Origin of the sequence: Streptomyces sp. NPDC059003 (assembly GCF_042740445.1) — a bacterium.
Taxonomy (GTDB): Bacteria; Actinomycetota; Actinomycetes; order Streptomycetales; family Streptomycetaceae; genus Streptomyces.
Genome location: NZ_JBHYJH010000060.1, coordinates 26,648 through 50,971 on the forward strand (window position 1 = coordinate 26,648; position 24,324 = coordinate 50,971).

Genomic DNA, 24,324 nt, shown 5'->3' on the forward strand with positions numbered 1-24,324 from the left:
GGCACCCCCAACTCGTCGGCGGCGGCGCTCACCCGGGCGGCGAGGTCGCCCGCCTCCAGGTGGCGCCGGCGGGCGATCAGCGCGCGGGCCACCCGCAGCGGCCGCTCCTGGTCGTAGGGGTCGAGCTCCATGGCCGACTCCAGGCGGTCCCTGGCCTCTTCCAGGTCGCCCGCCTCCAGGGCGGCCGTCAGCACGATGTCGATCAGTCCCAGGGCCCGCCGGCGCACGGCCTCGCGGCGCTGGGCGATGCGGTCGTCGTCGAGGTCGTCGGGCAGCAGCGGCCCGGCGAAGGCGGCAACGGCGGTGCGGGCCCGCGCGACGCGCTCGCCGCCCTGGGCCGCGGCGACGGCCCGGGCCAGGTCCTCGAAGGCGTGCAGGTCGACCTGGCACGAGGACAGGCACAGCAGTTGCCCCGTGCGGGTGACGAGCGGGCCGTAGGTGGCCCGCGCCCGGGTCAGGACGTTCTTCAGGCGGCGCTGGCCCACCCCTTGCATCTCACCCGGCCACAGCGCCTCGACCACGCTCTCGGCCCGGACCGATCCGCCGGCGAGCGCGAGGTGCTTGACCAGCTGGCTGGCCCGGCCGGTGCCGAGCAGCACGCCGTGGCCCCGGCGGACCTCGAAGGCGCCCAGGACCCGCACCCGGTAGCCGCCGGTGGCGGCGTCCGCGGAGGCGTCGGCGGCGGAGGTGTCGGCGGAGGTGTCGGTGTGGGTGGCGGTGGCGACCGCGGGGGGCAGGCGGATCGCGGAGCGCAGGACGCCGGCCACGCGGCGCTCGCGGCGGTCGAGCAGGTCGGGGTGGCCGAGGCTGGCCGCCCGGTCCAGGGCGATCAGCAGGCGCTGGTCGGCGGCGTCGATGCGGCCGGCGGTGTGGCGGACGTAGCCGGTGAGCAGTTCGGCCTTCCAGCGCAGGCAGGGGGCGATCTCGCCGTCCTCGAGCATGCGTTGCAGGACGTCGGCGGCCTCGGGCCTGCCGCGGCGGGCGTCGATGAACGCCTCGGTCAGCGCCAGGGACACCGGGTCCTCGATGCGGTGCTCGCGGGCGGCGGCCAGCAGCCGGGCCGAGGGGGCGTCCGCCCCGACCACGGCGCAGGCATCGGCCGCCTCGCACAGGAACTGCAGCCCGCCGCCGTCGTGGATCATCTGGCCGAGGTGGGCCTCGGCCTGGGCCAGCTGCTCCAGCACCCCCGACAGGTCGTGGTCGTTGGCCGCCACGATCATGCGGGTCCAGGAGGCGTGGCCCATCACCCAGTCGATGCGCAGGAGTTCGGCCAGGCGCATGGCGTCGTCGAGGATGGCCAGCGGGCGTTCGGCCTCGCCGCTGAGCGCAAGCAGGCGGGCCTCCATGACCAGGCACAGCATGCGGTCGAGCTGGGTGTCGCTGGTGGCGCCGAGGCGGCGCAGCAGCACCGCGCCCTCGCCGGTCTTGCCCAGGGCGGACAGGACCTGGGTGGCCAGGCTGCGCTGGACGGCGGCGATGCGGGCGGGCTCGCCCAGCTCGCCCCAGGTGATGGCGGCCTGGCGCATGGCGTTCTCGGCCCGGCGCAGGCTCGCCTCGTCGGGCCGGCCCGACAGCGCCACGCCCAGCGCCTCAAGGAGGCTGGCCTGGGCGCGGGTGCCGCCGGCGGTCACTTCGAGCAGCTGCTCGGCCTCGGCGAGCACGTCGGCGTCGCGCAGCAGCGCCCGCTGGATCAGCCACTCGCTGGCGACCTCGGCGGCGAGGTCCTCGTCGGTGTTCTGCTCGCGCACCACGCGCAGGGCGCGTCCGATGACTTCGCGTTCCTCGGCGAGCTGGCCGAGGTTGCGGTGGGTGCGGGCCAGGTGCAGCAGCACCTGGGGGGCGGCCTCGGCGGCGGGCCCCAGGCGGGCCATGAGGTGGATGAACTCCACCGGGCTGAGGTGGTTGATGCGTGAGGTGGGCAGCTTGGCGATGAGGGTGGCCGCCTGTTCGGGGTCGCCGCTGTCGACCAGCAGGCTGGCCGCGGCCAGTTCGGCGCCCTGGGAGGTGAGCAGCGGGGCGGCCTTGTGGGCGATGGCCGGATCCAGCGGGGCGAGGGCGGCAAGCAGTTCCTTGGACTCCGCGCACAGCCGCGCCCAGCCGTCGGCGCCGACGGCGAAGGGGATGCCGGCCCGGATGAGGCGCCGCAGCAGCCCCGGCTCGCCGAGGCCCTCCACGAGGCTGTCGTTGACCAGCGGGAACGCGGCCACCTGGGTCAGCAGATAGCGGTCGGCGGGGTCGAGGTCGGCGGCGTAGTGGTCCATCAGCTGGCGGATCAGGCCGGGGTGCTGGAGCAGCCCCATGGCGGCCGCCATGCGGTCGGACTCCCGGGCGAGGCGGCGCAGCATCACCAGGAGCAGGGCCACCCAGCCGCCCGACAGGTCGTGCAGGGTGGCGGCCAGGCGCTCGCCGTCCTCGTCGCCGATCTCGATCCGGGCCAGGACGGTGGCCTCCTCCTGGGTCAGGCGCAGGTCCTGGGTGTTGAAGCGCTCGGCGGTGCCCCGGAACTCCATGGCCGCCAGCGGCGCCGGCAGCAGGCGGCTGCTGACCAGGATGCGCACCGGCGGCATGCTGTCCTGCGCCAGGCCCGCCAGCCAGGCCGCGGCCTCGTCGGTGAGCGCCTCGGCGTTGTCGACGATCAGCAGGCCCGGCCCGGTCGGCGCGGCCAGCAGTTCGCCGACCCGGGCGGCGGCGGTGGCCGGGGCGGCGGCGCCCGCGGCCGGGGCGGGTGTCCGGCCGGTCTGCTGCCCGGCCGCCGCCAGGATCGCGGCGGCCAACTCCTCGCCGGTGACGGTCTTTTCACGCGGCAGGCGCACCTCGAGTCCGCTGCCGGCGCGGGCGCGGACCTGCCCGATCAGGACGCTCTTGCCGAATCCCCCGCCCGCCTCGATGAGGACCGAGTGCCGCGCGCTGAGTATCTCCTCCACCAGGCGCTGACGCGAGACCAATGGCATTCGAGCCATACGAGGCTCTCCCCCTTATGCCAGCTGGAACCGGTCCGATACCGGTCTTGTGCCGGCTGGACCGGTCCCCCCCAGGACCTCAGCAGCACGGTCATGCCAGATTAGTCCAACTGTACGCGCTGTACGCTGAGAGGTCGTTTTCTCCCGGTGTTTGATCCCGTGACGCGGTGTTGGTCCGGTGATGCCGCCTCGCGCCCGGGGGCGGTGGTGCCGCGGGTGGGGGCGGCGGGCCGTGGTACGCGCAGTGCGCATGGTGCCAGGCTGCCCGGAGCCGTCCGGACCGGTCCCGTCAACTCCCGGCGGGTAGCGGGCAGTTCGCCGCGGCCGGTCGGCCGGTCGGCCGGTCAAGGGGCGCGCTCCAGCAGGAGGCCTGCCGTCCGCGGCCGGGCGCGGCGGGGCGCGGCGGGGTGCTGCGGGGGCGGTCGTCCGCGGCCGGGGGGTGTCACCGGCCGCGGCGCTACGGCGCAGAGCGGGGCGTTGTGGGATCAGACAGGCGCAGGGCCGCTCCCGTCCCGGGGGTCACACCGTGCGCCCCGGCAGGCACCACCGTCCCGACGGCCCCTCAGGTACCGCGGGGGCGGGGCCGGTCCGGCTCAGGGCCGCTCGGCTCCGGTGTGCGAGAGCTGGTGGCCGCTGTCGTGGCGGGCCCCTGGCACCGCCTGCCGGCGGGAGGTGACGTGGCGGCGCCGGGCGTCGCTCATCTGCTCGTCGACGGCCTGGCGGACGACGTCGTGGCGGAACTCGTAGATCGCCGGCCGGTCGGGGTGCTGGGAGCCCGCCACGCTCACCTCGGCGAGGATCCCCACCTTCAGCAGCGCCTCCAGGGCGTCCAGGGCCGCCAGCACGTCCAGGCCGGCGGCGCCCGCCATCGCGTCGAAGGAGACGAACGGGCCGGTGACGGCCGCGACATGGAGCAGCCGGGTGGCGTCCTGGCCGATGGCGGCCTGCTTGGCGGCCACCAGGCGGGCGACGGCCGGCGGTACCGCCTCGGTACCGGCCGGGTGCCGCAGCATCTCCAGGAGCATGAACGGGTTTCCGCCGCTGCGGGCGTACGCCTGGCGGCCCGGGTCGGCCTCCGTGACGCCGGTGGCGGTGTCGGCGCCGGCGTCCAGTTCGTGCACGAGCGCCCGGGTGGAGGCGAGGGTGAGGCCGCCCAGAGCCACCTCGCGGGCGTCGCCGGCGTGTTCGAAGGGGAGCATCGCCTCGTCCAGGCCGGCCCGCCGCACGGAGGTCGGCAGGTCGTTCCCGGCCGCGGCGACCACGCACAGCCGGGCGCCGGCGGTGGCGCGCAGCAGGTGCCGCAGCAGCGCCACCGTCTGCGCGTCGGCCCAGTGGGCGTCGTCGATCAGCAGGGCGCAGGGCTCGGCCGCCGCGGCCAGCAGCAGTTCGGTCAGCGCCGCGAACAGGGCGGGCCGCTCGGGCAGTTCGCCCGGCGGGCACGGCCCTTGCCGTGAGGGCAGCAGCCGGTGCAGCACGGTGCGCGCGGCGGGGCTGAGGGCGGCCAGCACGTCGTCGGGCGAGGCGGCGACGTAGCCGTCCAGCGCCTCCACCAGGGGCTGGTAGGGGACCAGCTGGCCCTCGTCGCAGCGGCCGACGAGCAGCAGCCCGCCGGCGGCGGCCATCGCCGCCCCGGCCTCGCGCAGCAGACGCGTCTTGCCGATGCCCGACTCGCCGGTGACCAGGACGAACTGGCGGCGGCCGCGGGCGGCCCTGGCCCAGGCGCCGGCCAGCGCCGCCATCTCGTGCCGGCGCCCCACGAACGGGGCCCGCCGGTCGCCCGTGCCCGCGTCGCCGCCGGGCGCGGCCGGCGCCGAGGAGGGGCCGAGCAGTTCCAGGTAGGCGGCCTCGGTCTCGGGCGAGGGGTCGACGCCCAACTGCTCGGCGAGGTAGCGGCGCAGCCGCTGGTAGACCCGCAGGGCCTCGCCCCGGTTGCCCATGGCCGCGCGCACCGCCATGAGGCAGCGGTGGGAGCTCTCGCGCTCGGGGGCGCGGGCGGTGGCCTCCTCGGCCAGGAGCGCGGCCCGCCCGCGGTCGCCCGCCGCCAGCGCCGCCCGGCTGGCGGTCTCCAGGGCCGTGACCAGGTACTCGGCCAGGCGCCTGCGCTGGGCGGTGACCCAGTCGCCCTCGTGCTCGGACAGCAGCGGGAACCGCAGCCGCTCCGCCGCCCGGGTGGCAAGCCGGTCGGCGACGTCCGCCTGCCCGGCGGTGAGCGCCTCGTGGGCCGCGGCCACCGACCGCGTCGCCTCGTGCACGTCGACCACGACGCCCGCGCCCAGCGTCAGCACGTACCGCCCGCCCCGGTTGACCAGCGCCTGCTCCGGCTCGGCCTGCAGCGGCCCCACGAACGCCCGCAGCCGGCTGACCAGCGTGCGCAGGGCCGAGGTCCAGGTGGGCGGGAGCTCTCCCGGCCAGATGACGTCGGCCAGTTCGTCGCGCGTGACCCCCTCGGGGCCGGCCAGGACCAGGCGGGCGAACGCCACCCGGGCCTGTGCGCTCTGCAGGTGCTGCACGGTGCCGGCCCGCCGCACGGCCATCGGCCCCAGGATCTCGATCTCGGCGTCCATGAACATCCCCGTCCCCCTGAAAGTGCCTGTGTGGTGGCCAGAATCCGACGCGGCGGTACCACCAAAGGGCCGGGGCCGGGTGCCGGGGCGCGGGACCGCGCTGGTACCGCCGCGGTGCCCCGCGCCGGGCACGCCGCCCGGCGGAGCGGGGGCTTGCGACGCGCTTGCACCGGCACTCGTACGGTCCGGCCGAAAGGCTGTTCACGATGATCAGGAGCAGGAGTACGCCATGCAGCTTCCCACGCTCGAGGTGTCCGCCGACCGGCTGATGGCCGTGAGCCGGGTCAAGGAGTTCGACCCGGACGCGCCGCTGACCACCTCCGGGGTCGACTCGCTCGACCTCATGGAGTGGGTCTACGACATGCAGGAGCGCTACCCGGACCTGGGGGTGGACGAGTCGATCGTCGAGAGCATCGACGACACCGTCACCTTCCGGGGCATCCACCAGCAGTTGCTGGCCGCCCGCAACGCCGTCCCGGCCGCCACCGCGGCCGGCGAGCAGTGACCGCGGAGGCGAAGGTGGCGGGCATCGGCATCATCGGGTGGGGCCGCTACCTGCCCGAGGGACGGCTCACCAACACCGAACTCGCCGCCCGGTTCGGCGTGGACGAGGACTGGATCGTGCAGCGCACCGGCATCCGCGAGCGGCGCGTGGTCGCTCCGGGCGAGACCACCGCCTCGCTGGCCGTCGAGGCCGGCCGGCGGGCGCTCAAGCAGGCCGGGCTGCGGCCCGATGAGATCTCCCACCTCATCCTCGCCTCGGGCACGCCCGAGCAGCTGTCGCCGGCCACGTCCGCCTTCGTACAGCGCGAACTGGGCACGGCGGGCGGCGCCCACGACGTGAACGCCGAGTGCGCCGGCTTCGCCTACGGCTTCGTGGTCGCCGCCGGGCTCATGGCGATCGACCCCCGCCCGATCCTGCTGATCGGCACCGACACCCACTCCCTCGTCGTCAACCCCGAGGACCGGGACCTGGGCGTGCTGATCGGCGACGGCGCCGGGGCGGTCGTCCTTGCACCCCACGACCGCAGCTGGCTCAAGGGGTGGGACATGGGGTGCGACGGCACCAAGGTCGACAGCCTGAAGATCCCGGCCGGCGGCAGCAGGCTGCCGGCGAGCGAGGCGACGCTGCGCGCCGGGCAGCACTACGCGCAGATCAAGGGCAACGAGATCTACCTGAACGCCGTCCGCTTCACCGTGGGTTCGCTCAAACGCACCCTCGACGCGGCCCGCCTTCAGCCCGGCGACATCGACCACCTGCTGCCGCACCAGGCGAACATGCGCATCATCGACTCGATCCTCGAGCGCAGCCGGCTGCCCCGGGAACGTTTGATCACCAACATCGAGTACTACGGCAACACGGGGGCGGCGTCGATGCCGATCGCCCTGGCCGAAGCGCTCGACGCCGGGCGCATCCAGCGCGGCGAGCGCGTGCTGTTCGCGGCGTTCGGGGCCGGCATGGTGTGGCTCACCGCGCTGATCGAATGGGGTGCGGGCGAGCCGGTTCGGTGGCCGTCATGACCGGCCCCGCCAACAACGCCGACAGCACCGGCAGCACCGGCCTGGGCCTTGCCCCGCGGCCGGACAAGCCCGTCGCCCTGGTGACCGGCGCGTCCGGGGGCTTCGGCGCCGCCGTGGCCCTCGAACTCGACCGGCTCGGGTGCCGCGTCGCGCTCCACTACCACCGCGCCGAGGAGGGCGCCCGCGAGGTCAGCGAGCGCCTGGCCAACCAATCGGCCGTCGTCCAGGCCGACGTGGGCAGCTGGGAGGAGGTCAGCGCCCTGCATGCCCAAGTCACCCGGGAACTGGGCGAGATCGACATCCTCGTCAGCAACGCGGCCGTCCGCAAGGACGCCCTGATGATGAGCCAGTCGCCCCAGGTGTGGGGCGAGACCGTCCGGACGAACCTGATGGGCACCTTCCACGTGTGCCGGGCGGTGCTGCCGTCCATGGTCAAGCGGCGGTGGGGGCGGATCATCAACGTGGTGTCGCCCTCGGCCCTGGTCGCCACCTCCGGCCAGACGGCCTACGCCGCCTCCAAGTCCGGGGTGATCGCGCTCACCCGCACCCTGGCCACCGAGTGCGGCCGGCGCGGGGTGACGGTCAACGCCGTCTCACCGGGGTTCATGGAGACGCGGATGACGGCGAACGCCACCGAGAAGTTCCGCCACACCCTCGCCGCCAACCTGCCCGTGCCCCGCCTGACCACCCCCGAGGAGGTCGCCCCCGCCATCAAGGTCTTCCTGGACAACGACTACATCACCGGACAGGTCCTCAGCGTCGACGGCGGGATCTCCCTCACCTGAGACACCCCCGTACCACGGCAGAACACGCAAGAACGCAGAACACGCAAGGAACACAGCAGGACCCGGCAGGCCCCGGCAACGCCCGGCAGGGCCCGGAGAACACGGGAGGACAGCGGCATGACGCTCCCCGACACCGCCCGCGGTGCGCCCCGGCTGCTGTGCTGGGCCGGGGCGGACGCGGCCGGTGAACGCGCCGCCCGTGCCCGGGTCGCCGGCGCCCTGCGCACCGGGGCGCCACTGCCTGGTCCGGGTGCGGGGCCGGTGCGGGCCGCGGTGGTCACCACCGCGGCCCGCGCCGTGGAGGACGTCGCGGCCGCCGCGGTGCACCGCGTTGCGGCCGGCGGGCCGCGGCCCGTCGCCCTGCTGCTGCCCGGCCAGGGCTCCCAGCACCCGGGGATGGCGGTGGGGCTGTACCGGGGCGAGCCCGTCTTCCGTGCGGCCGTCGAGGAGGTCCTTGGCAGGTGGGGGGCCGAGGGCGCGGCGATCCGCGCCGACTGGCTGGCCACCGCCACCGCCGCTGGTACCGGCACCGGCACCGGCGTACCGATCGACGACCAGCGCCGTGCCCAGCCGCTGCTGTTCGCCGTCGACTACGCCCTGGGCCGGCTGCTGCTGAGCTGGGGGATCACGCCCGCCGAGGCGCTGGGGCACAGCGCGGGCGAGGTCGCGGCGGCCACCCTGGCCGGGGTGTTCACCGTCGCGGAGGCCGCCGCCCTGGTGCGCGGCCGGGTGCGTGCCGCCGCCATCGCCTCGGTCCCGCCCGGCGGGATGCTCGCCGTGTTCGCGTCCGCCGACGAGCTCGGCCCCTACCTGTCCGGGCAGGTCGCGGTGGCGGCCGTGAACGCCGCCCGGCGCACGATGCTGGCCGGGCCGAGCGCCCAACTGGCCGCCGTGGCAGGCCGCCTCACCCGTGCCGGGGTGCGGCTGCGGCCGGTGGCGGCCACCACCCCCTTCCACAGCCCGGCGATGGCACCGGCCGTCGCGGCGGCCGAGCCGGCGTTCGCCGCCACCCCCCGCCCGGCCCGCTTCCCCGTCCGCTCCGGCTACACCGGGCAGTTGCTCACCGCCCGCCAGGCGGGCTCCGCGCGGTTCTGGGCCCGCCAGCTGGCCGACACCGTCCACTTCGGGCCCGCGCTGACCGCGCTGCTCGACGGCGGGGACCGGCTGCTCGTCGAGTGCGGACCGGGCCGCGTCCTGTCCCATCTCGCCCAGCGCCAGCACGCGGTGCGCGCCGGGCGCAGCACGGTGGTGTCCCTGCTGCCGGGCGGCCGGTGCGATCGCCGTGCGGTCCTCGACGTGGCCGCGGCCCTGTGGTGCGAGGGCCACGATGTCCTGCCCGGCGCCGGCTCCGCCGCCGGGGAGCATGCGCGCCGGTGAGACGCGCCCGGTCCGGTGAGACGCATCCGATCCGGTGAGACGCGCCCGGTGCGGCGGGCCCGGCCCCGGGTCAGGTTCCGTGCCGGCGGAGGGCGGCCTGGCCGGTGAGACGGCGGGCCACCAGGCCGAGCACCGCGAGGCGGATCACGGCCCCGGCCCCCAGGTGCGCGCGGGCGCAGGCCCTGACGGTCCCCGCGTCCCGCCCGCACGCCGACACCTCGCCCCCGCGGCCCCCGCGGCCCTCCTGCGCCGGGACCAGGCGCCGCAGCAGACCGGTCAGCTGCTCGAACACACCGTCCTGCTGCCAGGCGGCGAAGTAGCCGTAGACGGTGCGCCAGTGCGGGAAGTCATGCGGCAGATAGCGCCACGGGATGCCGGTGCGGTCCACGTAGAGCACCGCGTTCATGAGGCAGCGCAGATCGTGCCGGGGCGGGCGGCCGATCGCCAGGCCCCGGCCGCGGCGCTCGGCCCGCCAGGCGCTCAGCACCGGTTCGACCAGCTCCCAGCGCGCATCGGAGAGGTCACTGGGGTAGCCGCCGCGCGCAGTCATGTCTTCGATGTACCCCGCTGTACCCCGCGGCGAGCGGCCCGGCCGGCAGCCGAACCCCGTAACTCCCCCTCTGCCCCTGGCCCCTCTGCCTCCTGGCTCTCCTGGCTTCCCCTGCGGCGGGTGTGCCCCGCGCGGGGCGGGCTTGCGCTCTGTTTGCGAGGGCGGGCGTACCAACGAGGCATGCATACCGAGCTCACACGCCGGAAGGCGCTGTCCGGCCTGATTGCCGGAGCCGGCGCGGCGGTCCTGGGATGGAACACCCATGCCCGAGCATGGGCCACCGCCCCCGGTCCGACGTCAGGCATCCAGCAGATCCCCGCCCTCGACGGCACGCTCGTCGTCCCCGCCCCGTCGGCGTTCACCGAGGACTTCGGCCACCTGATCACGCGAAAGCCCCAGGCCGTCCTGACCCCCGGTTCGGTGAACGACATCCAAAAGGTCGTGCGCTACGCCCGCGAGAACCGCATCCCCGTGGCCGTCAACGGCCAGAGCGGAACCGGGGCCACCGACCGCGAGTCGCACTCCCACCACGGGCAGGCCCTGGTCGAGGGCGGCGTCGCCATCGACCCCAAACCGCTCGGCGCCATCCACAGCATCGCCCGGGGCCTCGCCGACGTCGACGCCGGCGTCACCTGGTCGACGCTGGTGCTGCGGGCCCTGGAGTCCGGCCAGACACTGCCCGTCTACAACGACTTCGCCCATCTGTCGATCGGCGGCACGCTGAGCGTCGGCGGCCTGGGCGGCACCAGCCAGCGCTACGGCTCGCAGGCCGACAACGTGGAGTGGCTCAAGGTGGTCACGGGCACCGGCGAGCTGGTCACCTGCTCCCGCGACCGCAACCCCGCCCTGTTCGAGGCGGTCCTCGTCGGCGCCGGGCAGTTCGGCATCATCGTGCGGGCCGGCATCAAGCTGATCCCGGCCAAGACCCGGGCCCGCTCACTGGAGTTCACCTACACCGACCGGGCGGCCTTCCTGCGCGACTCGGTGGCCGTCATGCGGGCCGGCGTGGCCGGCGACCAGAACGGCTACGCCGAGCCCAAGCCCGGCGGCGGCTGGACCTACCGCCTGGCCCTCGGCCTGTTCTACTCCGCGCCCGAGCAGCCCGACGTCGCCGCCGTGCAGGCCGTGCTCTCGCCCCAGGCCAGTGCGGGACCGACGGGCGACCTGTCCCTGCGCGACTGGCTGCTGCGCTTCGACCCGGACTGGGAGGCCCTCAAGGCCGCCGGGTTCTGGGGCGCCAAGAAGCCCTGGCTGATGATGTTCGTCGGCGCCGAGAACACCCCGGCCTACCTCGACACCGTGCTCGGCGAACTGACGGCCACCCAGATGGGGGCCGGCCCGGTGCGGATCTCACCGATGGACGACCGGCGCCTGACCCGGCCCGGCTTCATGCTGCCCCGGCGCCGGACGAACGAGTTCTTCGAGGTCAGCCTCATCCGCTTCCCGGCCCCCAACCACCCCGACGTCCCCGGCCTGCTGGCGCAGAACCGCCGCTTCTACGACCGGGCCGTCGACCTCGGCGCCAAGCGCTACCTCGTCGGCGCGGTGCCCTCGATGACCCGCGGCGACTGGCAGGCCCACTACGGGTCGCGCTGGAGCCGCCTGCGCGCCCTCAAACGCCGCTACGACCCGGCCGGGATCCTCACCCCCGGCCAGGGCATCTTCGGCTGATGCGCCCCCAGCCCGCCCCGCCCTCCCACACCAAGGAGATTCCCGCCATGCCGGCACAACGCCCCGAAGACCTCCCCGGCCTCATCGCCGCGGCCTTCAACGCAGGCGACCCGCAAGCCATGCTCGACCTGTACGAGCCCGACGGCATCCTCGTCACGCCGCCGGACGGCGCCCAGAAGGCGGGGCTCAAGGCCGTCGCCGAGGCCCTGCGGCCGATGTTCGCCGCCATCACGGCCGCCACCATCACCATGACCAGCGCGCTGCGCTCGGGCGACATCGCCATGACGCACGCCGACTGGCACCTGGTGGGCAAGGACGAGGCCGGCGAGCCGCTCGACCTGAGCGGCAAGGGCACCGTGGTCTCGCGCCGGCAGCCGGACGGCACCTGGCGGATCGTCTTCGACGATCCGGTCGGGGCCTGAGCGGGCGGGGGCCGGCATGGACTCACAGTTCAGCGTCCGCGTCCAGACGCGGGGCTACGAACTCGACCGGCAGGGCCACCTCAACCAGGCCGTGTACCTGCAGTACGCCGAGCACGCCCGCTGGCAGTTCCTGCACGCCGCCGGCCTCACCCCGGACGTCCTGGGTGCGGCCGGCATCGGCCCGGTGCTGCTCAAGGCCACCGTCCGCTTCCAGCGCGAGCTGCGGGCCGGCGACGAGGTCGACGTGGGCTGCGCCGTCAGCGGGGGGCAGGGCAAGCTCGTGGAGCTCCTGCAGCCCTTCCACACCCCCGACGGCGTCCCCGTCGCCCGCATCGAGGGCGTGATCGGGCTGCTCGACCTGGCCACACGCCGCCTGCTCCCGGAGCCGCGCGCCCTGCTGCGCAAGCTGGCCGCGCAGCCCGACGTGCTCGGCCTCGACACCTGAGACGGGCGGGCAGCGGTGCGGGTCCGGCGGCGACGGCAAGGCGCCGCCGTAAGGCGCCGGGCACGGCCTCCCGGGAACGCGCCACGATGTGGCCGTCCCCGAGCGTGCCCGGCGCCGGAACGGCGGCCAAGATGGTCCCGGCGGGAGCCGCCCGCGCCGGGGCGCCCGGCAGAACTCGGCGGCCCGGCCCGCGACTTCACCACCCGCACCACCCGCACCGCCCGCACTTCCGGTACCGCCCGCACCGCCCGCACTTCCGGTACTGCCCGCACCGCCCGCACTTCCGGTACCGCCTGCCCTTCCGGCACCGCCCGCACAGCCTGCACCGTCTGCACAGCCTGCACCGTCTGCACGGCCCGCACCCACGACAGCGCCGCCACCGGCGTCCGGCACGAAAGGAACGCAGCATGAAGCACCTGCAGACCGGCACGCTGCTCGCCGCCACCCTCTGCACCGCACTGATGGCCGGACTGTTCGCGGCCATGGCCTACGCGGTCATGCCCGGCCTGGCCCGCTCGTCCGACCGCACCCTCATCGAGACGATGCAGGACATCAACATGGCCATCCTCAACCCGGTCTTCATCCTCCCCTTCCTCGGCTCGATCCCCCTGCTCGTGATGGCCGTCGTCCAGGCCCGGCGCACCCCCGGCCGGCCCGCGCTGCCCTGGCTGACCGCCGCGCTGGTGCTCTACCTGGTGGCGTTCCTGGTCACCCTCGTCGGCAACGCCCCCCTGAACGTCCAGCTCGCCGACGCCGGCAACCCCGACCGCATCAAGGACCTGGGCGCGGTCCGCGCGGACTTCGAGACCAAGTGGGTCGTGTGGAACATCGTGCGCGCCCTGCTGCACACCGCCGCCTTCGTCTGCCTGCTCTGGTCGCTGATCGTCTACGGCGCCCACCGGCTGCACGAGAGCCAGAACACCGCGGCCCGGCCCTCCGCCCCGATGTCCATGACCGGCTGATCCGGGCTCCCCGGGGCGGGCCGGGCACGGCGCCTCACACTTTGGCGGGCTGCGTTGTCGTAACTGATGAGACCGACCTTCATCACGTATGACCAGCCTGGAGGCACCATGACTGACACGGTTTCCACGACGTCGTTCACCGACCCGGCGTCCGAGGAGCGGCTGGAGCGGGCGGCCGCCGCGCTGAAGGAGAACAACTTCGGCGTCGAGATCCTCGATGACGCCGCCGCCGCGCGGGCCCGCGTCAGGGAGCTGATCCCCGAGGGCGCCGCGGTGTTCACCGGGGCCAGCGAGACCCTGCGCCTGTCCGGCATCGACGAGGACATCAACAGCAGCGGGCGGTATGAGTCCGTCAAGGCCCGCGGGCTGACCCTGGACCGCGCGACCCAGATGACCGAGATCTGGCAGAGCCTGTCCTGCCCCGACGTCATGGTGGGCAGCGTCGCCGCGGTCACCGAGACCGGCGCCCTGGTGGCCGCCTCGGCCAGCGGCAGCCAGCTGCCGGCCTACGCGGGCGCCTCGCAGAACGTGATCTGGGTCGTCGGCGCGCAGAAGGTGGTGCCCGACGTGAGCGCGGCGCTGCGCCGCGCCGAGGAGCACTGCCTGCCGCTGGAGAACGAGCGCGCCCAGCAGGCCTACGGGGTGCCCAGTTCCCTCAACCGCGTGCTCATCCTCAACAAGGAGCCCCAGCCCGGGCGCGGCACCGTCCTGCTGATCCGCGAGGCGATCGGCTTCTGACGCCGGGGCCGGTCACCGGGCCGGCCGCGCCGCCGGCATCGGCACGAGCACGAGCACGAGGAGGGACGACCATGTCGGGTCTGCAGGGCAAGGCAGTGATCGTGACGGGCGGTTCCGGCGGGCTCGGCGTGGCGATGGCCGCCTGCCTGGTCCGGGGCGGGGCCCAGGTGGTGATCACCGGCAGGGACGGCGAGGCCGGTGAGAAGGCCGCCGCCGAGACCGGCAGTGTGTTCCTGCGCCACGACGTGACCAGCCAGGAGGACTGGCAGGCCGTGGTGGAGGCGACGCTTGAGCGTCACGGCCGGGTGGACGGCCTGGTCAACAACGCCGGGATCGACTCCTGGTCGCTGATCGAGAACGAGAGCGCGGAGCAGTTCGAACGGGTCCTGAAGGTCAATCTGACCGGGGTGTTCCTCGGCCTGAAGGCGGTCATCGCGCCGATGCGGGCGGCCGGCGGCGGCTCGATCGTCACCATCGGCTCCGCCACGGCCCTGAGCGGGCACCCCATGACCTCCGGGTACGGGGCGTCCAAGTGGGCGGCGCGCGGGCTCACCAAGACCGCCGCGGTGGAGCTGGGCCGCTACCGGATCCGGGTGAACTGCATCCACCCCGGCCTGGTGCACACCCCGATGACCGAGGCCCACGGCGTGCGGCCCGGGGAGGGCAACTTCCCGCTGGCCCCGCTGGGCCGGGTCGGCCTGCCGCAGGAGATCGGCGAGGCGGTGTCCTTCCTCATCTCCGATGCGGCCGCGTATGTGACGGGCGCGGACATCAGCGTGGACGGCGGCTGGACGGCCGGCGAGAGCGCCCTGATGCAGCACGCCGGCCCCCCGGCCGACAGCCCGGCCGGCCCTGCGGCCGGCGCTCCCTGACCCGGCCGCGGCGCCGCGTTCACGCCCCGGCCGCGGCGCCGCGTCCGTTCCTCCACCCCCGCCCCGCGCCCGGAGCCCCGCCCCCGTCCGGGGCTCCGGGCGCTCGCTCAGCCCAGCAGGCGGGCCATCTCATCGAGGCGGCGCAGGGTCTCCTCCCGCGGCCGGGCCGGCAGGTTGAAGGTGATCTCGTCCACGCCCGCCTGCGTCAGGGCGGCGACGGCCTGCGGCTCGGGCGCGGCCGCGTGCACCACCACCGGCACCCGCCGCCCGGCGCGCTCGCGCAGCTCGGTGATGGCGGCGGCAAGCGCCTTGGGGTCGGCGGCGTAGGGGAACCAGCCGTCGCCGTACTCCACCACCCTCTGAAACGTTCCCGGCCCCCAGCCGCCGACCAGCACCGGGATCGGGTGCAGCGGCTTGGGCCAGGAGTAGGCCGGGGGGAAGTCCACGTATCTGCCGTGGAATTCGGCCTGTTCCTTGGTCCACAGCTCCCGCATGGCCAGCACGCGCTCGCGCATCAGGGCCATCCGGGTGCGCGGGTTCGTGCCGTGGTCGCGCATCTCCTCGCGGTTCCAGCCGGCCCCGATGCCCAGGACCGTGCGGCCGCCGCTGACCTGGTCCAGGGAGGCCATCTCCTTGGCGAACAGGATCGGGTCGCGCTGCGGGATCAGCGCGATGCCGGTGCCCAGGCGGATCCGCGAGGTGGCCACGGCGGCGGCGGTGAGCGCGACCACCGGGTCGAAGGTGCGGTAGTAGGGCGGGGGCAGCTCGCCCCCGCCGGGGAAGGGGGTCTCCCGGCTGGCCGGGATGTGGCTGTGCTCGGTCACGAACAGCGAGTCGAACCCGCGTTCTTCCAGTGCCGCCCCGAGCGCGTCGGGGGCGATGCCCTCATCGGTCACGAACGTCGATATGCCGAACTGCATCGGCCCGTCCCCTCACCGCTCAGCGGAGTTTGATGGTGGTGGGCAGCGAGGCGAACCCACGGATGTTGGTGGTGTAGACGCGGACGGTGCGGTCCGGGTCGATGTCGTAGTGGCTGATCCGGGCGGCCAGTTCCTCCAGGACGATCCGGGACTCCAGGCGGGCCAGCGGGGCGCCCAGGCAGAAGTGCGGGCCGCCGCCGAAGCTGATCGCGCGCTGGGTGTCGCGGCCCAGGTCGTAGCGTTCGGCGTCGGCGAACACCTGGCTGTCGTGGTTGGCGGCCGCGATCAGCAGCAGGACGCGCGCCCCGGCCGGCATGCGCACGCCGTGCAGGGTCCGCTCCCGGGTGAGCGTGCGCACCAGGTACTGCACGGGCGTGTCGTAGCGCAGGGTCTCCTCGACCCACTGGGTGATCTGCCCGTCGAAGGCGCGGGCGCGCTGGGAGGGGTGGCGCCAGGCCCAGTACCAGGCGTTGCCCAGCAGCCGCAGGCCCGTTTCGTAGCCCGCCGTGACCAGCAGCCCGAGCAGGGCGATGATCTGCTGGTCGGTCAGGGGCGCGCCGTCGACCGAGGCGTGGGCGAGCGTGGTGAGCAGGTCGCTGCCCGGGGTGCGGCGGCGTTCGTCGACCCAGCGCACGTAGTACTGCGCCAGCGCGCCCATCGCCTTGAGGTTCTCCTCGGTGAGGTCCCGGGCGCCCGGCGGGCGGTGGAAGGCGAGGTTGATCAGATGCCGGGCCTGGGCCCGGTCGGCGGCCGGGACCCCGATCAGCTCCGAGATCACATCCATCGGGACCGTGGCCGCCACATCGGTGACGAAGTCGAACGCCTCGCGCTGCAGGGCCGGTTCGAGGTGGGCGCGCACGATGGCGCGGATGCGCGGTTCCAGGCCGGTGATGCGCCGGGCCGGGGTGAACACCTTGGCCACCAGGGCCCGCATCCTGCTGTGATCGGGCGGGTCCATGGCGTTGAACGACATCACCTTGTGCGCGTCGGGCCCCCACACCGCCGAGTCCAGCAGGGGGCCGTTGGCGCTGGAGAAGCCGGCCGGGTCGCGCAGCGCGGCGTCCACGTCCGCGTGCCGCGACAGCGCGTAGATGTCCAGGTCCTGGTTGTGGTGCACGGGCGCGGTCTCCCGCAGCCGCGCATACAGCGGATAGGGGTCGACGTTGAGCTGCTCGTCGTAGGGGTTGTACTGCACTGCCACCCTCCATCGCCTCCACCGTGGTGTTTGGTTCGAAGGTCCCTGCGCCGGTGACGTCTCCTCAGTGATGACAAGACGGCCCGCCGGAATGTGAGGCCGGCTCCCCGGCCTCACATTCCGGGGAGGTGTCTTGTCATACCGGTGAGACCAGCCGCTGTGAGCGCGGCACACACCGGCGTCCGGTGCACCTGCGTGCCGCCCTTGAGCCGCGAAGCCGGCCCATCGCGAAAGGACCGCACATGAACGTGTCCACCGTCCCGGCGAAGGTGCACCACCTCATCGGCGCCTTCACCACCGCCCCCGACGACCGTCTGGATGCGGCCTTCCAGGAGCTGGCCGGCGCGCTGTGGCGGGACGGCGTGGTGACCGGCCTGGCCCACCCGGCCGTGCAGGCGCTCACCGCCCGCTTCGCGGGCCTGGACGACCGCAGGAAGGGATACCTGGCGGTGCTGTTCGGGCTGCTCGCCGAGGCCGAGTACCCGGCCGCCGACGGCCCCGTCACGGCCGTGCTCGGCGAGCACCTGGACACCTATGCCGGCCTGGTGGACGGCCGGGACGCACGCGACCCGCTGTGCCTTGCGCTGTGCTACCTGCTGGCGCACTTCCCCGCCGGCCGCGAGCGCACCCTGGCCGCGGCCGGGCGCGCCGGCCTGGGCGAGGAGGACCACTCGCGCCTGGAGCGGGCGCTGGCCGACCTGGATGCCCAACGGCCGGTCCTGGGCCGGGTGTTCCCCTCGCCGCTGGCCTGGCGCCTTTACGGGGCGGAGGGGGACTTCGACCGGGACCTGCTCGGGAGCATGGCGCCGGAGCAGATCCTGCGCGGCTGGCAGGACGACACCCGCACGGCCTTCGCCGGCCTGGGCATCAAGGCGTACTGGGCGGTGTGCAACTGGGCCTCGCCCGCCGCTACGGCCGTGCCCGCCTTCACGCCGGGCGAGCAGATCCCGCGCGCGCCCGAGACCTCCCCCGGTGCCTTCGCCGCCCATGGCGCGGCGCTGCGCTGCCCGGGCTGCGCGGGCGCGTTCGCCTTCGGCCCGCAGCGGGCGCGGTGCACGGGCTGCGAGGCCACGTACCTGATCGCGTCCGGCATCCTGGACCTGACCAAGTCCGCGGCCGAGGACCAGGTGGACGACTTCAAGTTCACGCTCGCCGAGACGCCCGGTCTTGCCCTGTTCTACGAGGCGCTGGCCCGCCCCAACTTCCTGCGGATCTGCGGCAGCAACTGGGACGACGCGGTGACCCACGACGTCGAGGACGCCTACATCACCCGGCACGTGCGGCCGGTCGACGGCCCCGTCCTCGATCTGGCCGCCGGGGCGGGCCGCTGGACGCGGACGCTTGCGGACACCGTGGGCGCCGAGCGGGTCATCGCGCTCGATTTGAACGGGCCGATGCTCTCGGTGCTGCGCACCCGGCTCACCGGGGTCCCGGCCCTGATGTCCGGCGCCACCTCGCTGCCCTTCAACGACGCGAGCCTGGGCGCGGTGCTGTGCTGGAACGCCCTGCAGGCCTTCCACGACGACGCGCCCGCGGCCATCGCCGAGATCGGGCGGTGCCTGCGCCCCGGCGGCACGTTCACGCTGATGACCTACCGCAACTCCGACGATCCGCTCTACCGTCACTTCGTCGCCTCGCACACCCCCTCGCAGCACGCGGGCGGGCCGCGCCCGTTCGACCTGATCACGCTCAAGCAGTGGCTGGCCGACGCCGGTCTGCAGGTGCGCCAGGAGGAGGGGCCCGGCACCTTCGTGTTCATCACCGCCGAGCGCGTCGGCTGAGCACCGGCCCGCAGGCCCCCCGCAGATCACCCGCGGGGTTACGGTCAGGTCGCCGCGGCAACGCGGGCGCCGGCGCAGCCGGTTGCCGTGGCGCCGGGGTCGAGCAGGCCGATGAGGCCGTCGATGTCCCTGGCCCGCCAGGCCTGCCTGAAGTCCCGGACCAGGCCGGCCCGTTGCCGGGGCAGCAGGGACACAGGGGACCCAGGGGATACGGGGGATACGGGGGATGCGCAGGCCGCGGAGGACGGGGTGGGCGGGGCGGGCGGGGCGGGGCGGGCGGCGCGCAGGCGGCGGCGGGCGGAGGTGGCCAGCTGGCGGCAGGCCGCCGGGGTGCGGCCGAGGATCTGGGCCACTTCGGTGAAGGAGTAGCGGAAGACGTCGTGCAGGACGAAGGCCACGCGTTCGGCCGGGGTCATCGACTCGAGCACGATGAGGAAGGCCGTGCTGACCGATTCCTCGAGGGTGACGTGGTCGGCGGGGTCCATGGCGGCCGGGTCCTGCTGTCCGCTCCACTGGGGGCGGCCGGGCGGCGGCTCGGGCAGCCGCTCGCCCACGTAGGTCACGCGCCGGGCCCGTGCGGAACCGAGCAGGTTCAGGCAGATGCGGCTGGTGACCGTCGTCAGCCAGGCCGCGGGGGAGGTGACGGCGTCCCGGTCGCTGCGGGGCAGCGCGTACCAGCGGGCGTAGGTCTCCTGCACGGCGTCCTCGGCGTCGGCCAGGGAGCCCAGCAGCCGGCAGGCGAGACTGATCAGCCGCCGCTCGCTGGTGAGCACGCTCGGATCGGGCCGGTCGCATCCCGGCTCCGGCTTCGTGGTCATCGTGGTGCCAGCCCCTCCCCCGCACCGCCGTCGCGGGACACGGGCCCAAGACGATCACCCGCCCCTTGGCGGTGCCTTGGCGGCCCCTAGTCGTCCCCCGGGACAGCCCCGGGACATCCCCGGGACGGCCACGGGGCTGCTGCGGGCGGCTGCTCGGCGGCGGGGCGGCGCCAAGTGGCCGCCAAGCGCGGGTCCTTAGCGTCCAACGCCATGACGGCAACTCAGCAATCGCCGCCGGAGCAGGTCCAGGTCCTGATCGTGGGCGCCGGTCCGGCCGGCATGGTGGCCGGCATCACCCTGGCCGGCTACGGCATCGACGTCCTGCTCATCGAGAAGCGGGCCGAGGCGTCCGCGCTGTCGCGCGCCATGCTGATCAGCACCCGGACCATGGAGCTGCTGCGCGGCTGGGGCCTGGAGGCGGCGGTACGCGCCAAGGCCAGTGACGTCGAGGCCTGCACCTACGTCACCGAGTCGCTGGCCGCCGGCACCGGCAGCGAGATGCCGATGGCCATCCCCACCCGCGCCGAGGCGGCCCTGGTCAGCCCGACCCGGCCGGCCTGGGCGCCGCAGGACGACCTGGAGCCGGTCCTGCTCGCCCATCTGCGTACGCTGCCGAGCGCGGCGGTGCGGCTGGGGTGCGAGCTGACCGGGCTGCGCCAGGACGACGAGCGGGTCGCCGCCACCGTCGTCGACCGGTCCACCGGGAGCGCCCGCACCGTCGAGGCGCGCTATGTGATCGGGGCGGACGGGCCGTACAGCACGGTGCGCGAGCAGCTCGGCATCGCCATGAAGGGCCTGGACCACCTGGGCGACTACGAGTCGGTCCAGTTCCGGGCGCCGCTGGCGGCCGTGATCGGGGAGAAGGAGCGCGCCCCGGCCGTCTACATGATCACCCGGCCGGACGCGGCCGGTTTCCTCAGCCGCCGCGGCCAGGCGGACCGGTGGAGCTTCGCGCGGGGGCGCGCGCCGGGCCAGGCGGCGCTGGCCGACCTCGGCGAGGACGAGCTGGCCCATCTGTTGGCCCGCGCCGCGGGCGTCGAGGCGCTGCAGCCGCGGATCGAGCGGTTCAGCAGCTTCGCGCTGGCCGCGATGCTCGCCGAGCGCTACCGCCAGGGCCGCGGCTTCGTGATCGGCGATGCGGCCCACCGGATGACGCCGCGGGGCGGCACCGGCATGAACACCGCCGTCCAGGACGCCTTCGACATCGGCTGGAAACTGGCCTGGGTGCTGCGGGGGTGGGCGCCGGAGGGCCTGCTGGACTCCTACGAGCGCGAGCGCCGCCCCGTCGGCAGCCACAACGTGGACTTCTCCGCCGCTCCGCCCACCGCGCCCGCCACCGCCGCCGAAACCCTGCCCTGGGACCTCAACGGGCGCCTGGCCCACCACTGGCTCGCGGAGCCCGACGGCGCTGTGCCGCCGGCCCCGGCGCGCTCCACCGTGGACCTGGCCGGCGAGGGGCTCACCCTGCTCGCCGGGCCCGCGGGGCAGCGCTGGGCCAAGGACGGGGCGCTGGAGGTGGGGCCGGTGCCCCTGGCCGTCCACCTCCTGGACCCGGCCAGCGCCGACGCGCTGGGCCTTGCGGCGGGCGGGGCGCTGCTGATGCGCCCCGACTGCCGGGAGATCGGGCGCTGGCCGCACTACGACGAGGCCGACCCGCCGCGGGTGGCGTCCCTGGCCCCCACCGCGCCCCCGCCGCCCGCCGGCTGAACACCGGCTCAGCACCGGCTCAGTACCGGCTCAGTACTGGCCAAGACGGCCCGCCCGGGCGGGGCTTGCGTTCCGGCGCCGCGGCGCCCCGGCGCAGCCCGTCCGCCCACCCCGCCCACGCGCCCACACGAAAGGCTCCTCATGGCCCAGTCCGACTTTCCGGCTCTGACCCCCAGCGCCACCGACTTCACCAAGGACGGCAGCATCTACCTCGCGGCCGCGGCCACCGAACTGCCGCCCGCCATACCGGTCGAGGACTTGGTGCTCGAGGGCCGGTATCCCAAGGAGAACGCCGACACCGCCGGATACCGTGCCATCACCATCGCGGACGAGTCGGCCACCCTCGTCGGCCTCGCGGCCGCCGCCGCGCAGTCGGCGATCTCCCGCGCGGCCGTGCCGGCCGACGACATCCGCAACCTGATCTTCGTGAGCGTGTTCCCCTACGAGCACCCGAGCCTGTACAACATTCCCGCGGGGCTCGCCGAGACCCTGCGCACGCCGTGCGCCTTCGCCACCCAGATCTCGAACTCGTCCTGTGCCGCCGGGGTCGACTCCCTGGCCCTGGCCGGGCAGCGCCTGCTGCTCACCGACGACCGCGCGGCGCTGGTCGTCGCCGCCGACCTGTGGCGCCAGCCCCATGTGGACCGCTTCGACTCCAACCCGAACTTCGTGTTCTCCGACGGGGCCGCCGCCGTGGTGCTCAGCCGCGAGGCCGGCTACGCCCGGCTGCTGTCCGCGGCGTCCCTGACCGATCCGGTGCTCAGCGGCCTGCACGCGCCCGTGCCCTCCGACCGGACCCCCATCGACATCACCGCGCGCGCCCGGGCGTTCTTCGAGACCCGCATGAGCCCCGAGGACGCCCACGCCCGGCTGCAGTCCGGCCTGACCGCCACCATCGACGCCGCGCTCGGTCTGGCCGACGCCACCCTGGACGACGTGGCCTGCGCGATCCTTCCGGCCGTGGGCAAGGAATTCCTGCAGCGGTATCTCGACATGCTGAAGATACCCAGCTCCCGCACCACCTGGGACCACTACATGACGACGGGTCACATCGGCCCGGGCGACCAGTTCAGCGGGCTGGCGCACCTGATGGACACCGGCCGCTGCAGCAGCGGGGATGTCATTCTCCTGATCGGTGAGGGCATCGGATTCCAGATGAGCGTCGCGGTCCTCAAGGTCCAGTGAGGTCCTGCCCCCGGCGGTGACGGCCGCGGTGCGGGGGCGCCGGGGATGCGCGCGGCGGCCGTACTGCGGCAGGAACGTTTGGTTTCGAGGCCCAAGGAGTGCTCCCGTGCATCTGGCCGTGACCGGATCGATCGCGACCGACCATCTGATGGTGTTTCCCGGGCGGTTCGCCGAGCAGCTGCTCACCGGGCAGCTGGAGCACGTCTCCCTGTCCTTCCTCGCCGACCGGCTCGAGGTGCGCCGCGGCGGCGTCGGGGCCAACATCGCCTTCGGCCTCGGCCGCCTCGGCCACCGTCCGCTGCTGATCGGCGCGGCGGGCCTGGACTTCGCCGAGTACGACAGCTGGCTGCGGGCCGCCGGCGTGGACACCTCCGGCGTCCGCGTCAGCCAGAGCCTGCACACCGCCCGCTTCGTGTGCACCACCGACACCGACCAGAACCAGATCGCCACCTTCTATGCGGGCGCCATGGCCGAGGCCCCCCTCATCGACCTCGCCGCCCTCACCGCCCGCGCGGGCCGGCCCCATCTGGTCCTGGTCGGCGCCGACGACCCCGAGGCCATGGTGCGGCACACCGCTACCGCCCACCGCCTTCGCATCCCCGTGGCCGCCGACCCCTCCCAGCAGCTGGCCCGCCTGGAGCGCGAGCAGGCCCGCTGCCTCGTCGACGGGGCGCGGTGGCTGTTCACCAACGCCTACGAGGCCGCGCTCCTGCAAGAGCGCACGGGCTGGCGCGAGCGGGACATCCTGCAGCGGGTGGGCACCTGGATCACCACCCTGGGCGCCAACGGGGTGGTACTGGCCACCCGCGAGGCGCCCCGCCTGGCCGTGCCGGCGGTGCCGGCCGGCGCCGTCGCCGACCCCACGGGCGCCGGGGATGCCTTCCGTGCCGGTTTCCTGGCCGGGCATGCCTGGCAGTGGCCGCCCGAGCAGGCCGCCCAGCTCGGCTGCGCGCTGGCCGTCACCGCGCTGGAGTCGGTCGGCACCCAGGAGTACAAGCTCCTCGCCGCGGAGCTGGTCCCCCGCATCCAGCAGGCCTACGGCCCCCGGGCGGCCGGGGTCATCGAGCCGCGGCTCGCGGGGGCGGCATGAACCGCGCGCCGCACGGCCGGGGCAGCGCTCCGTGTGGGGGAGGCTGCCGGTGACGACGTTCTCCTTCGAGTTCTTCCCGCCCAAGACCGCCAAGGGCGAGCACAGCCTGTGGCGGGCGATCCGGCGCATCGAGCCGCTGCGGCCCGACTTCGTGTCCGTCACCTACGGCGCGGGCGGCTCCTCACGGGACCGGACGGTCGCCGTCACCCGGCGGATCGCCGCCGAGACGACGCTGCGCCCGGTGGCCCATCTGACCGCGGTCGGCCACTCGGTGGCCGAGCTGCGCCACATCATCGGCCAGTACGCGGACGCGGGCATCCGGGACGTCCTGGTGCTGCGCGGGGATCCGCCGGGCGACCCGAAGGGCCCCTGGACGCCGCACCCGCAGGGCTTTCGGTACGCCTGTGAGCTGGTCGAACTGGTCCGCTCGCTGGGGGACTTCCGGATCGGGGTCGCCGCCTTTCCCGAGCGGCATCCGCGCTCGCGCACCTGGGAGGAGGACATCGGCCACTTCGTCGCCAAGTGCCGCGCCGGCGCCGACTACGCGATCACGCAGATGTTCTTCCGGGTGGAGGACTACCTGCGGCTGCGCGACCGGGTCGCGGCGGCCGGCTGCGACATCCCGATCATCCCGGAGATCATGCCCGCCACCGGGCACCGGCAGATCGCCCGCTTCGCCGAACTGTCCGACGCCACCTTCCCCGCCGATCTCGCCGACCGCCTGTACGCGGCACGCGAGGATGCCGGGGCCGGTCATCGCA

The 24,324-nt window shown here is 74.6% G+C and carries 19 protein-coding genes and 2 pseudogenes; 15 read left to right on the forward strand and 6 right to left on the reverse strand.

The window, feature by feature from the left end; translation table 11 throughout:
* Positions 1–14 precede the first annotated feature (14 nt).
* Positions 15–2,960, reverse strand: a pseudogene (locus ACFWZ5_RS21645) (BTAD domain-containing putative transcriptional regulator); the annotation flags it as partial.
* Positions 2,961–3,553: 593 nt separating this feature from the next.
* Positions 3,554–5,524: an AAA family ATPase gene (locus ACFWZ5_RS21650; RefSeq protein WP_384794523.1), complete on the reverse strand. Its 1,971-nt coding sequence runs from the start codon at positions 5,522–5,524 to the stop codon at positions 3,554–3,556.
* Between the two features lie 229 nt (positions 5,525–5,753).
* Between ACFWZ5_RS21650 and ACFWZ5_RS21655 the strand changes: the two genes are divergently transcribed.
* The 4 genes from ACFWZ5_RS21655 to ACFWZ5_RS21670 all read left to right on the forward strand — a co-directional run bounded on the left by ACFWZ5_RS21655 (position 5,754) and on the right by ACFWZ5_RS21670 (position 9,207).
* Positions 5,754–6,029, forward strand: coding sequence for a phosphopantetheine-binding protein (locus tag ACFWZ5_RS21655; protein ID WP_384794521.1), 276 nt, complete (start codon positions 5,754–5,756; stop codon positions 6,027–6,029).
* Positions 6,026–7,045: a 3-oxoacyl-ACP synthase III family protein gene (locus ACFWZ5_RS21660; protein WP_384794519.1), complete on the forward strand. Its 1,020-nt coding sequence runs from the start codon at positions 6,026–6,028 to the stop codon at positions 7,043–7,045. Before ACFWZ5_RS21655 ends, ACFWZ5_RS21660 begins: the two co-directional genes overlap by 4 nt.
* Positions 7,042–7,830 (forward strand): 3-oxoacyl-ACP reductase family protein, encoded by a 789-nt coding sequence (locus tag ACFWZ5_RS21665; protein WP_384794517.1) that lies wholly within the window; start codon positions 7,042–7,044, stop codon positions 7,828–7,830. The genes ACFWZ5_RS21660 and ACFWZ5_RS21665 overlap by 4 nt, the downstream gene beginning before the upstream one ends.
* 117 nt (positions 7,831–7,947) lie before the next feature.
* Complete coding sequence (locus tag ACFWZ5_RS21670) at positions 7,948–9,207, forward strand: acyltransferase domain-containing protein (RefSeq protein WP_384891087.1); 1,260 nt, start codon at positions 7,948–7,950, stop codon at positions 9,205–9,207.
* A gap of 181 nt (positions 9,208–9,388) precedes the next feature.
* Here ACFWZ5_RS21670 and ACFWZ5_RS21675 read toward each other — a convergent pair.
* Positions 9,389–9,757, reverse strand: a pseudogene (locus ACFWZ5_RS21675) (transposase); the annotation flags it as partial.
* 180 nt (positions 9,758–9,937) lie between these two features.
* On the opposite strand from ACFWZ5_RS21675, the gene ACFWZ5_RS21680 reads away from it, so the two are divergent.
* The 6 genes from ACFWZ5_RS21680 to ACFWZ5_RS21705 all read left to right on the forward strand — a co-directional run bounded on the left by ACFWZ5_RS21680 (position 9,938) and on the right by ACFWZ5_RS21705 (position 14,867).
* Complete coding sequence (locus ACFWZ5_RS21680; protein WP_384805430.1) at positions 9,938–11,428, forward strand: FAD-binding protein; 1,491 nt, start codon at positions 9,938–9,940, stop codon at positions 11,426–11,428.
* A gap of 47 nt (positions 11,429–11,475) precedes the next feature.
* A complete protein-coding gene (locus tag ACFWZ5_RS21685; RefSeq protein WP_384805432.1) occupies positions 11,476–11,850 on the forward strand; it encodes a YybH family protein in 375 nt (124 codons plus the stop codon).
* Between the two features lie 16 nt (positions 11,851–11,866).
* Positions 11,867–12,295, forward strand: a complete 429-nt coding sequence (locus ACFWZ5_RS21690) for an acyl-CoA thioesterase (protein WP_384805434.1) — start codon at positions 11,867–11,869, stop codon at positions 12,293–12,295.
* 407 nt (positions 12,296–12,702) lie between these two features.
* The gene (locus ACFWZ5_RS21695) at positions 12,703–13,257 is read left to right on the forward strand and encodes a DUF1772 domain-containing protein (RefSeq protein WP_384805436.1); all 555 of its coding nucleotides are present in this window, start codon (positions 12,703–12,705) and stop codon (positions 13,255–13,257) included.
* A gap of 108 nt (positions 13,258–13,365) precedes the next feature.
* Entirely contained in the window at positions 13,366–13,995 is a 630-nt protein-coding gene (locus ACFWZ5_RS21700) for an LUD domain-containing protein (protein ID WP_384805438.1), read from the forward strand.
* 71 nt (positions 13,996–14,066) lie between these two features.
* The gene (locus tag ACFWZ5_RS21705) at positions 14,067–14,867 is read left to right on the forward strand and encodes a glucose 1-dehydrogenase (protein WP_384805440.1); all 801 of its coding nucleotides are present in this window, start codon (positions 14,067–14,069) and stop codon (positions 14,865–14,867) included.
* A 107-nt stretch (positions 14,868–14,974) separates the two neighbouring features.
* Here the strand turns inward: ACFWZ5_RS21705 and ACFWZ5_RS21710 are convergent, their stop codons facing one another.
* Positions 14,975–15,787 (reverse strand): LLM class F420-dependent oxidoreductase, encoded by an 813-nt coding sequence (locus ACFWZ5_RS21710; protein ID WP_384800648.1) that lies wholly within the window; start codon positions 15,785–15,787, stop codon positions 14,975–14,977.
* 19 nt (positions 15,788–15,806) lie between these two features.
* Positions 15,807–16,982, reverse strand: coding sequence for a cytochrome P450 (locus tag ACFWZ5_RS21715; protein ID WP_384800645.1), 1,176 nt, complete (start codon positions 16,980–16,982; stop codon positions 15,807–15,809).
* Positions 16,983–17,224: 242 nt separating this feature from the next.
* On the opposite strand from ACFWZ5_RS21715, the gene ACFWZ5_RS21720 reads away from it, so the two are divergent.
* The gene (locus ACFWZ5_RS21720) at positions 17,225–18,763 is read left to right on the forward strand and encodes a methyltransferase domain-containing protein (RefSeq protein ID WP_384800642.1); all 1,539 of its coding nucleotides are present in this window, start codon (positions 17,225–17,227) and stop codon (positions 18,761–18,763) included.
* A 44-nt stretch (positions 18,764–18,807) separates the two neighbouring features.
* On the opposite strand, the gene ACFWZ5_RS21725 is transcribed toward ACFWZ5_RS21720, so the two are convergent.
* Positions 18,808–19,581: a sigma-70 family RNA polymerase sigma factor gene (locus tag ACFWZ5_RS21725; RefSeq protein ID WP_384800639.1), complete on the reverse strand. Its 774-nt coding sequence runs from the start codon at positions 19,579–19,581 to the stop codon at positions 18,808–18,810.
* A gap of 210 nt (positions 19,582–19,791) precedes the next feature.
* Here ACFWZ5_RS21725 and ACFWZ5_RS21730 point away from each other — a divergent pair, with 210 nt between their 5' ends.
* From ACFWZ5_RS21730 to ACFWZ5_RS21745, 4 genes are all read left to right on the forward strand, one after another.
* The gene (locus tag ACFWZ5_RS21730; protein ID WP_384800636.1) at positions 19,792–21,288 is read left to right on the forward strand and encodes an FAD-dependent monooxygenase; all 1,497 of its coding nucleotides are present in this window, start codon (positions 19,792–19,794) and stop codon (positions 21,286–21,288) included.
* A gap of 141 nt (positions 21,289–21,429) precedes the next feature.
* Entirely contained in the window at positions 21,430–22,473 is a 1,044-nt protein-coding gene (locus ACFWZ5_RS21735; RefSeq protein WP_384800633.1) for a 3-oxoacyl-[acyl-carrier-protein] synthase III C-terminal domain-containing protein, read from the forward strand.
* Positions 22,474–22,579: 106 nt separating this feature from the next.
* On the forward strand, positions 22,580–23,563 hold the full coding sequence (locus tag ACFWZ5_RS21740; RefSeq protein WP_384800630.1) for a carbohydrate kinase family protein: 984 nt from the start codon (positions 22,580–22,582) through the stop codon (positions 23,561–23,563).
* Between the two features lie 49 nt (positions 23,564–23,612).
* On the forward strand, positions 23,613–24,324 hold a 712-nt coding region (locus ACFWZ5_RS21745; RefSeq protein ID WP_384891090.1), incomplete at its 3' end, for a methylenetetrahydrofolate reductase.

What these genes read in the sequence shown, in the direction of transcription:
- ACFWZ5_RS21650 (WP_384794523.1), bottom strand. Translation starts at nt 5,524, where the DNA reads ATGGACGCCGAGATCGAGATCCTGGGGCCGATGGCCGTGCGGCGGGCC.
- ACFWZ5_RS21655 (WP_384794521.1), top strand. Translation starts at nt 5,754, where the DNA reads ATGCAGCTTCCCACGCTCGAGGTGTCCGCCGACCGGCTGATGGCCGTG.
- ACFWZ5_RS21665 (WP_384794517.1), top strand. Translation starts at nt 7,042, where the DNA reads ATGACCGGCCCCGCCAACAACGCCGACAGCACCGGCAGCACCGGCCTG.
- ACFWZ5_RS21670 (WP_384891087.1), top strand. Translation starts at nt 7,948, where the DNA reads ATGACGCTCCCCGACACCGCCCGCGGTGCGCCCCGGCTGCTGTGCTGG.
- ACFWZ5_RS21680 (WP_384805430.1), top strand. Translation starts at nt 9,938, where the DNA reads ATGCATACCGAGCTCACACGCCGGAAGGCGCTGTCCGGCCTGATTGCC.
- ACFWZ5_RS21685 (WP_384805432.1), top strand. Translation starts at nt 11,476, where the DNA reads ATGCCGGCACAACGCCCCGAAGACCTCCCCGGCCTCATCGCCGCGGCC.
- ACFWZ5_RS21690 (WP_384805434.1), top strand. Translation starts at nt 11,867, where the DNA reads ATGGACTCACAGTTCAGCGTCCGCGTCCAGACGCGGGGCTACGAACTC.
- ACFWZ5_RS21695 (WP_384805436.1), top strand. Translation starts at nt 12,703, where the DNA reads ATGAAGCACCTGCAGACCGGCACGCTGCTCGCCGCCACCCTCTGCACC.
- ACFWZ5_RS21700 (WP_384805438.1), top strand. Translation starts at nt 13,366, where the DNA reads ATGACTGACACGGTTTCCACGACGTCGTTCACCGACCCGGCGTCCGAG.
- ACFWZ5_RS21705 (WP_384805440.1), top strand. Translation starts at nt 14,067, where the DNA reads ATGTCGGGTCTGCAGGGCAAGGCAGTGATCGTGACGGGCGGTTCCGGC.
- ACFWZ5_RS21710 (WP_384800648.1), bottom strand. Translation starts at nt 15,787, where the DNA reads ATGCAGTTCGGCATATCGACGTTCGTGACCGATGAGGGCATCGCCCCC.
- ACFWZ5_RS21720 (WP_384800642.1), top strand. Translation starts at nt 17,225, where the DNA reads ATGAACGTGTCCACCGTCCCGGCGAAGGTGCACCACCTCATCGGCGCC.
- ACFWZ5_RS21725 (WP_384800639.1), bottom strand. Translation starts at nt 19,581, where the DNA reads ATGACCACGAAGCCGGAGCCGGGATGCGACCGGCCCGATCCGAGCGTG.
- ACFWZ5_RS21730 (WP_384800636.1), top strand. Translation starts at nt 19,792, where the DNA reads ATGACGGCAACTCAGCAATCGCCGCCGGAGCAGGTCCAGGTCCTGATC.
- ACFWZ5_RS21735 (WP_384800633.1), top strand. Translation starts at nt 21,430, where the DNA reads ATGGCCCAGTCCGACTTTCCGGCTCTGACCCCCAGCGCCACCGACTTC.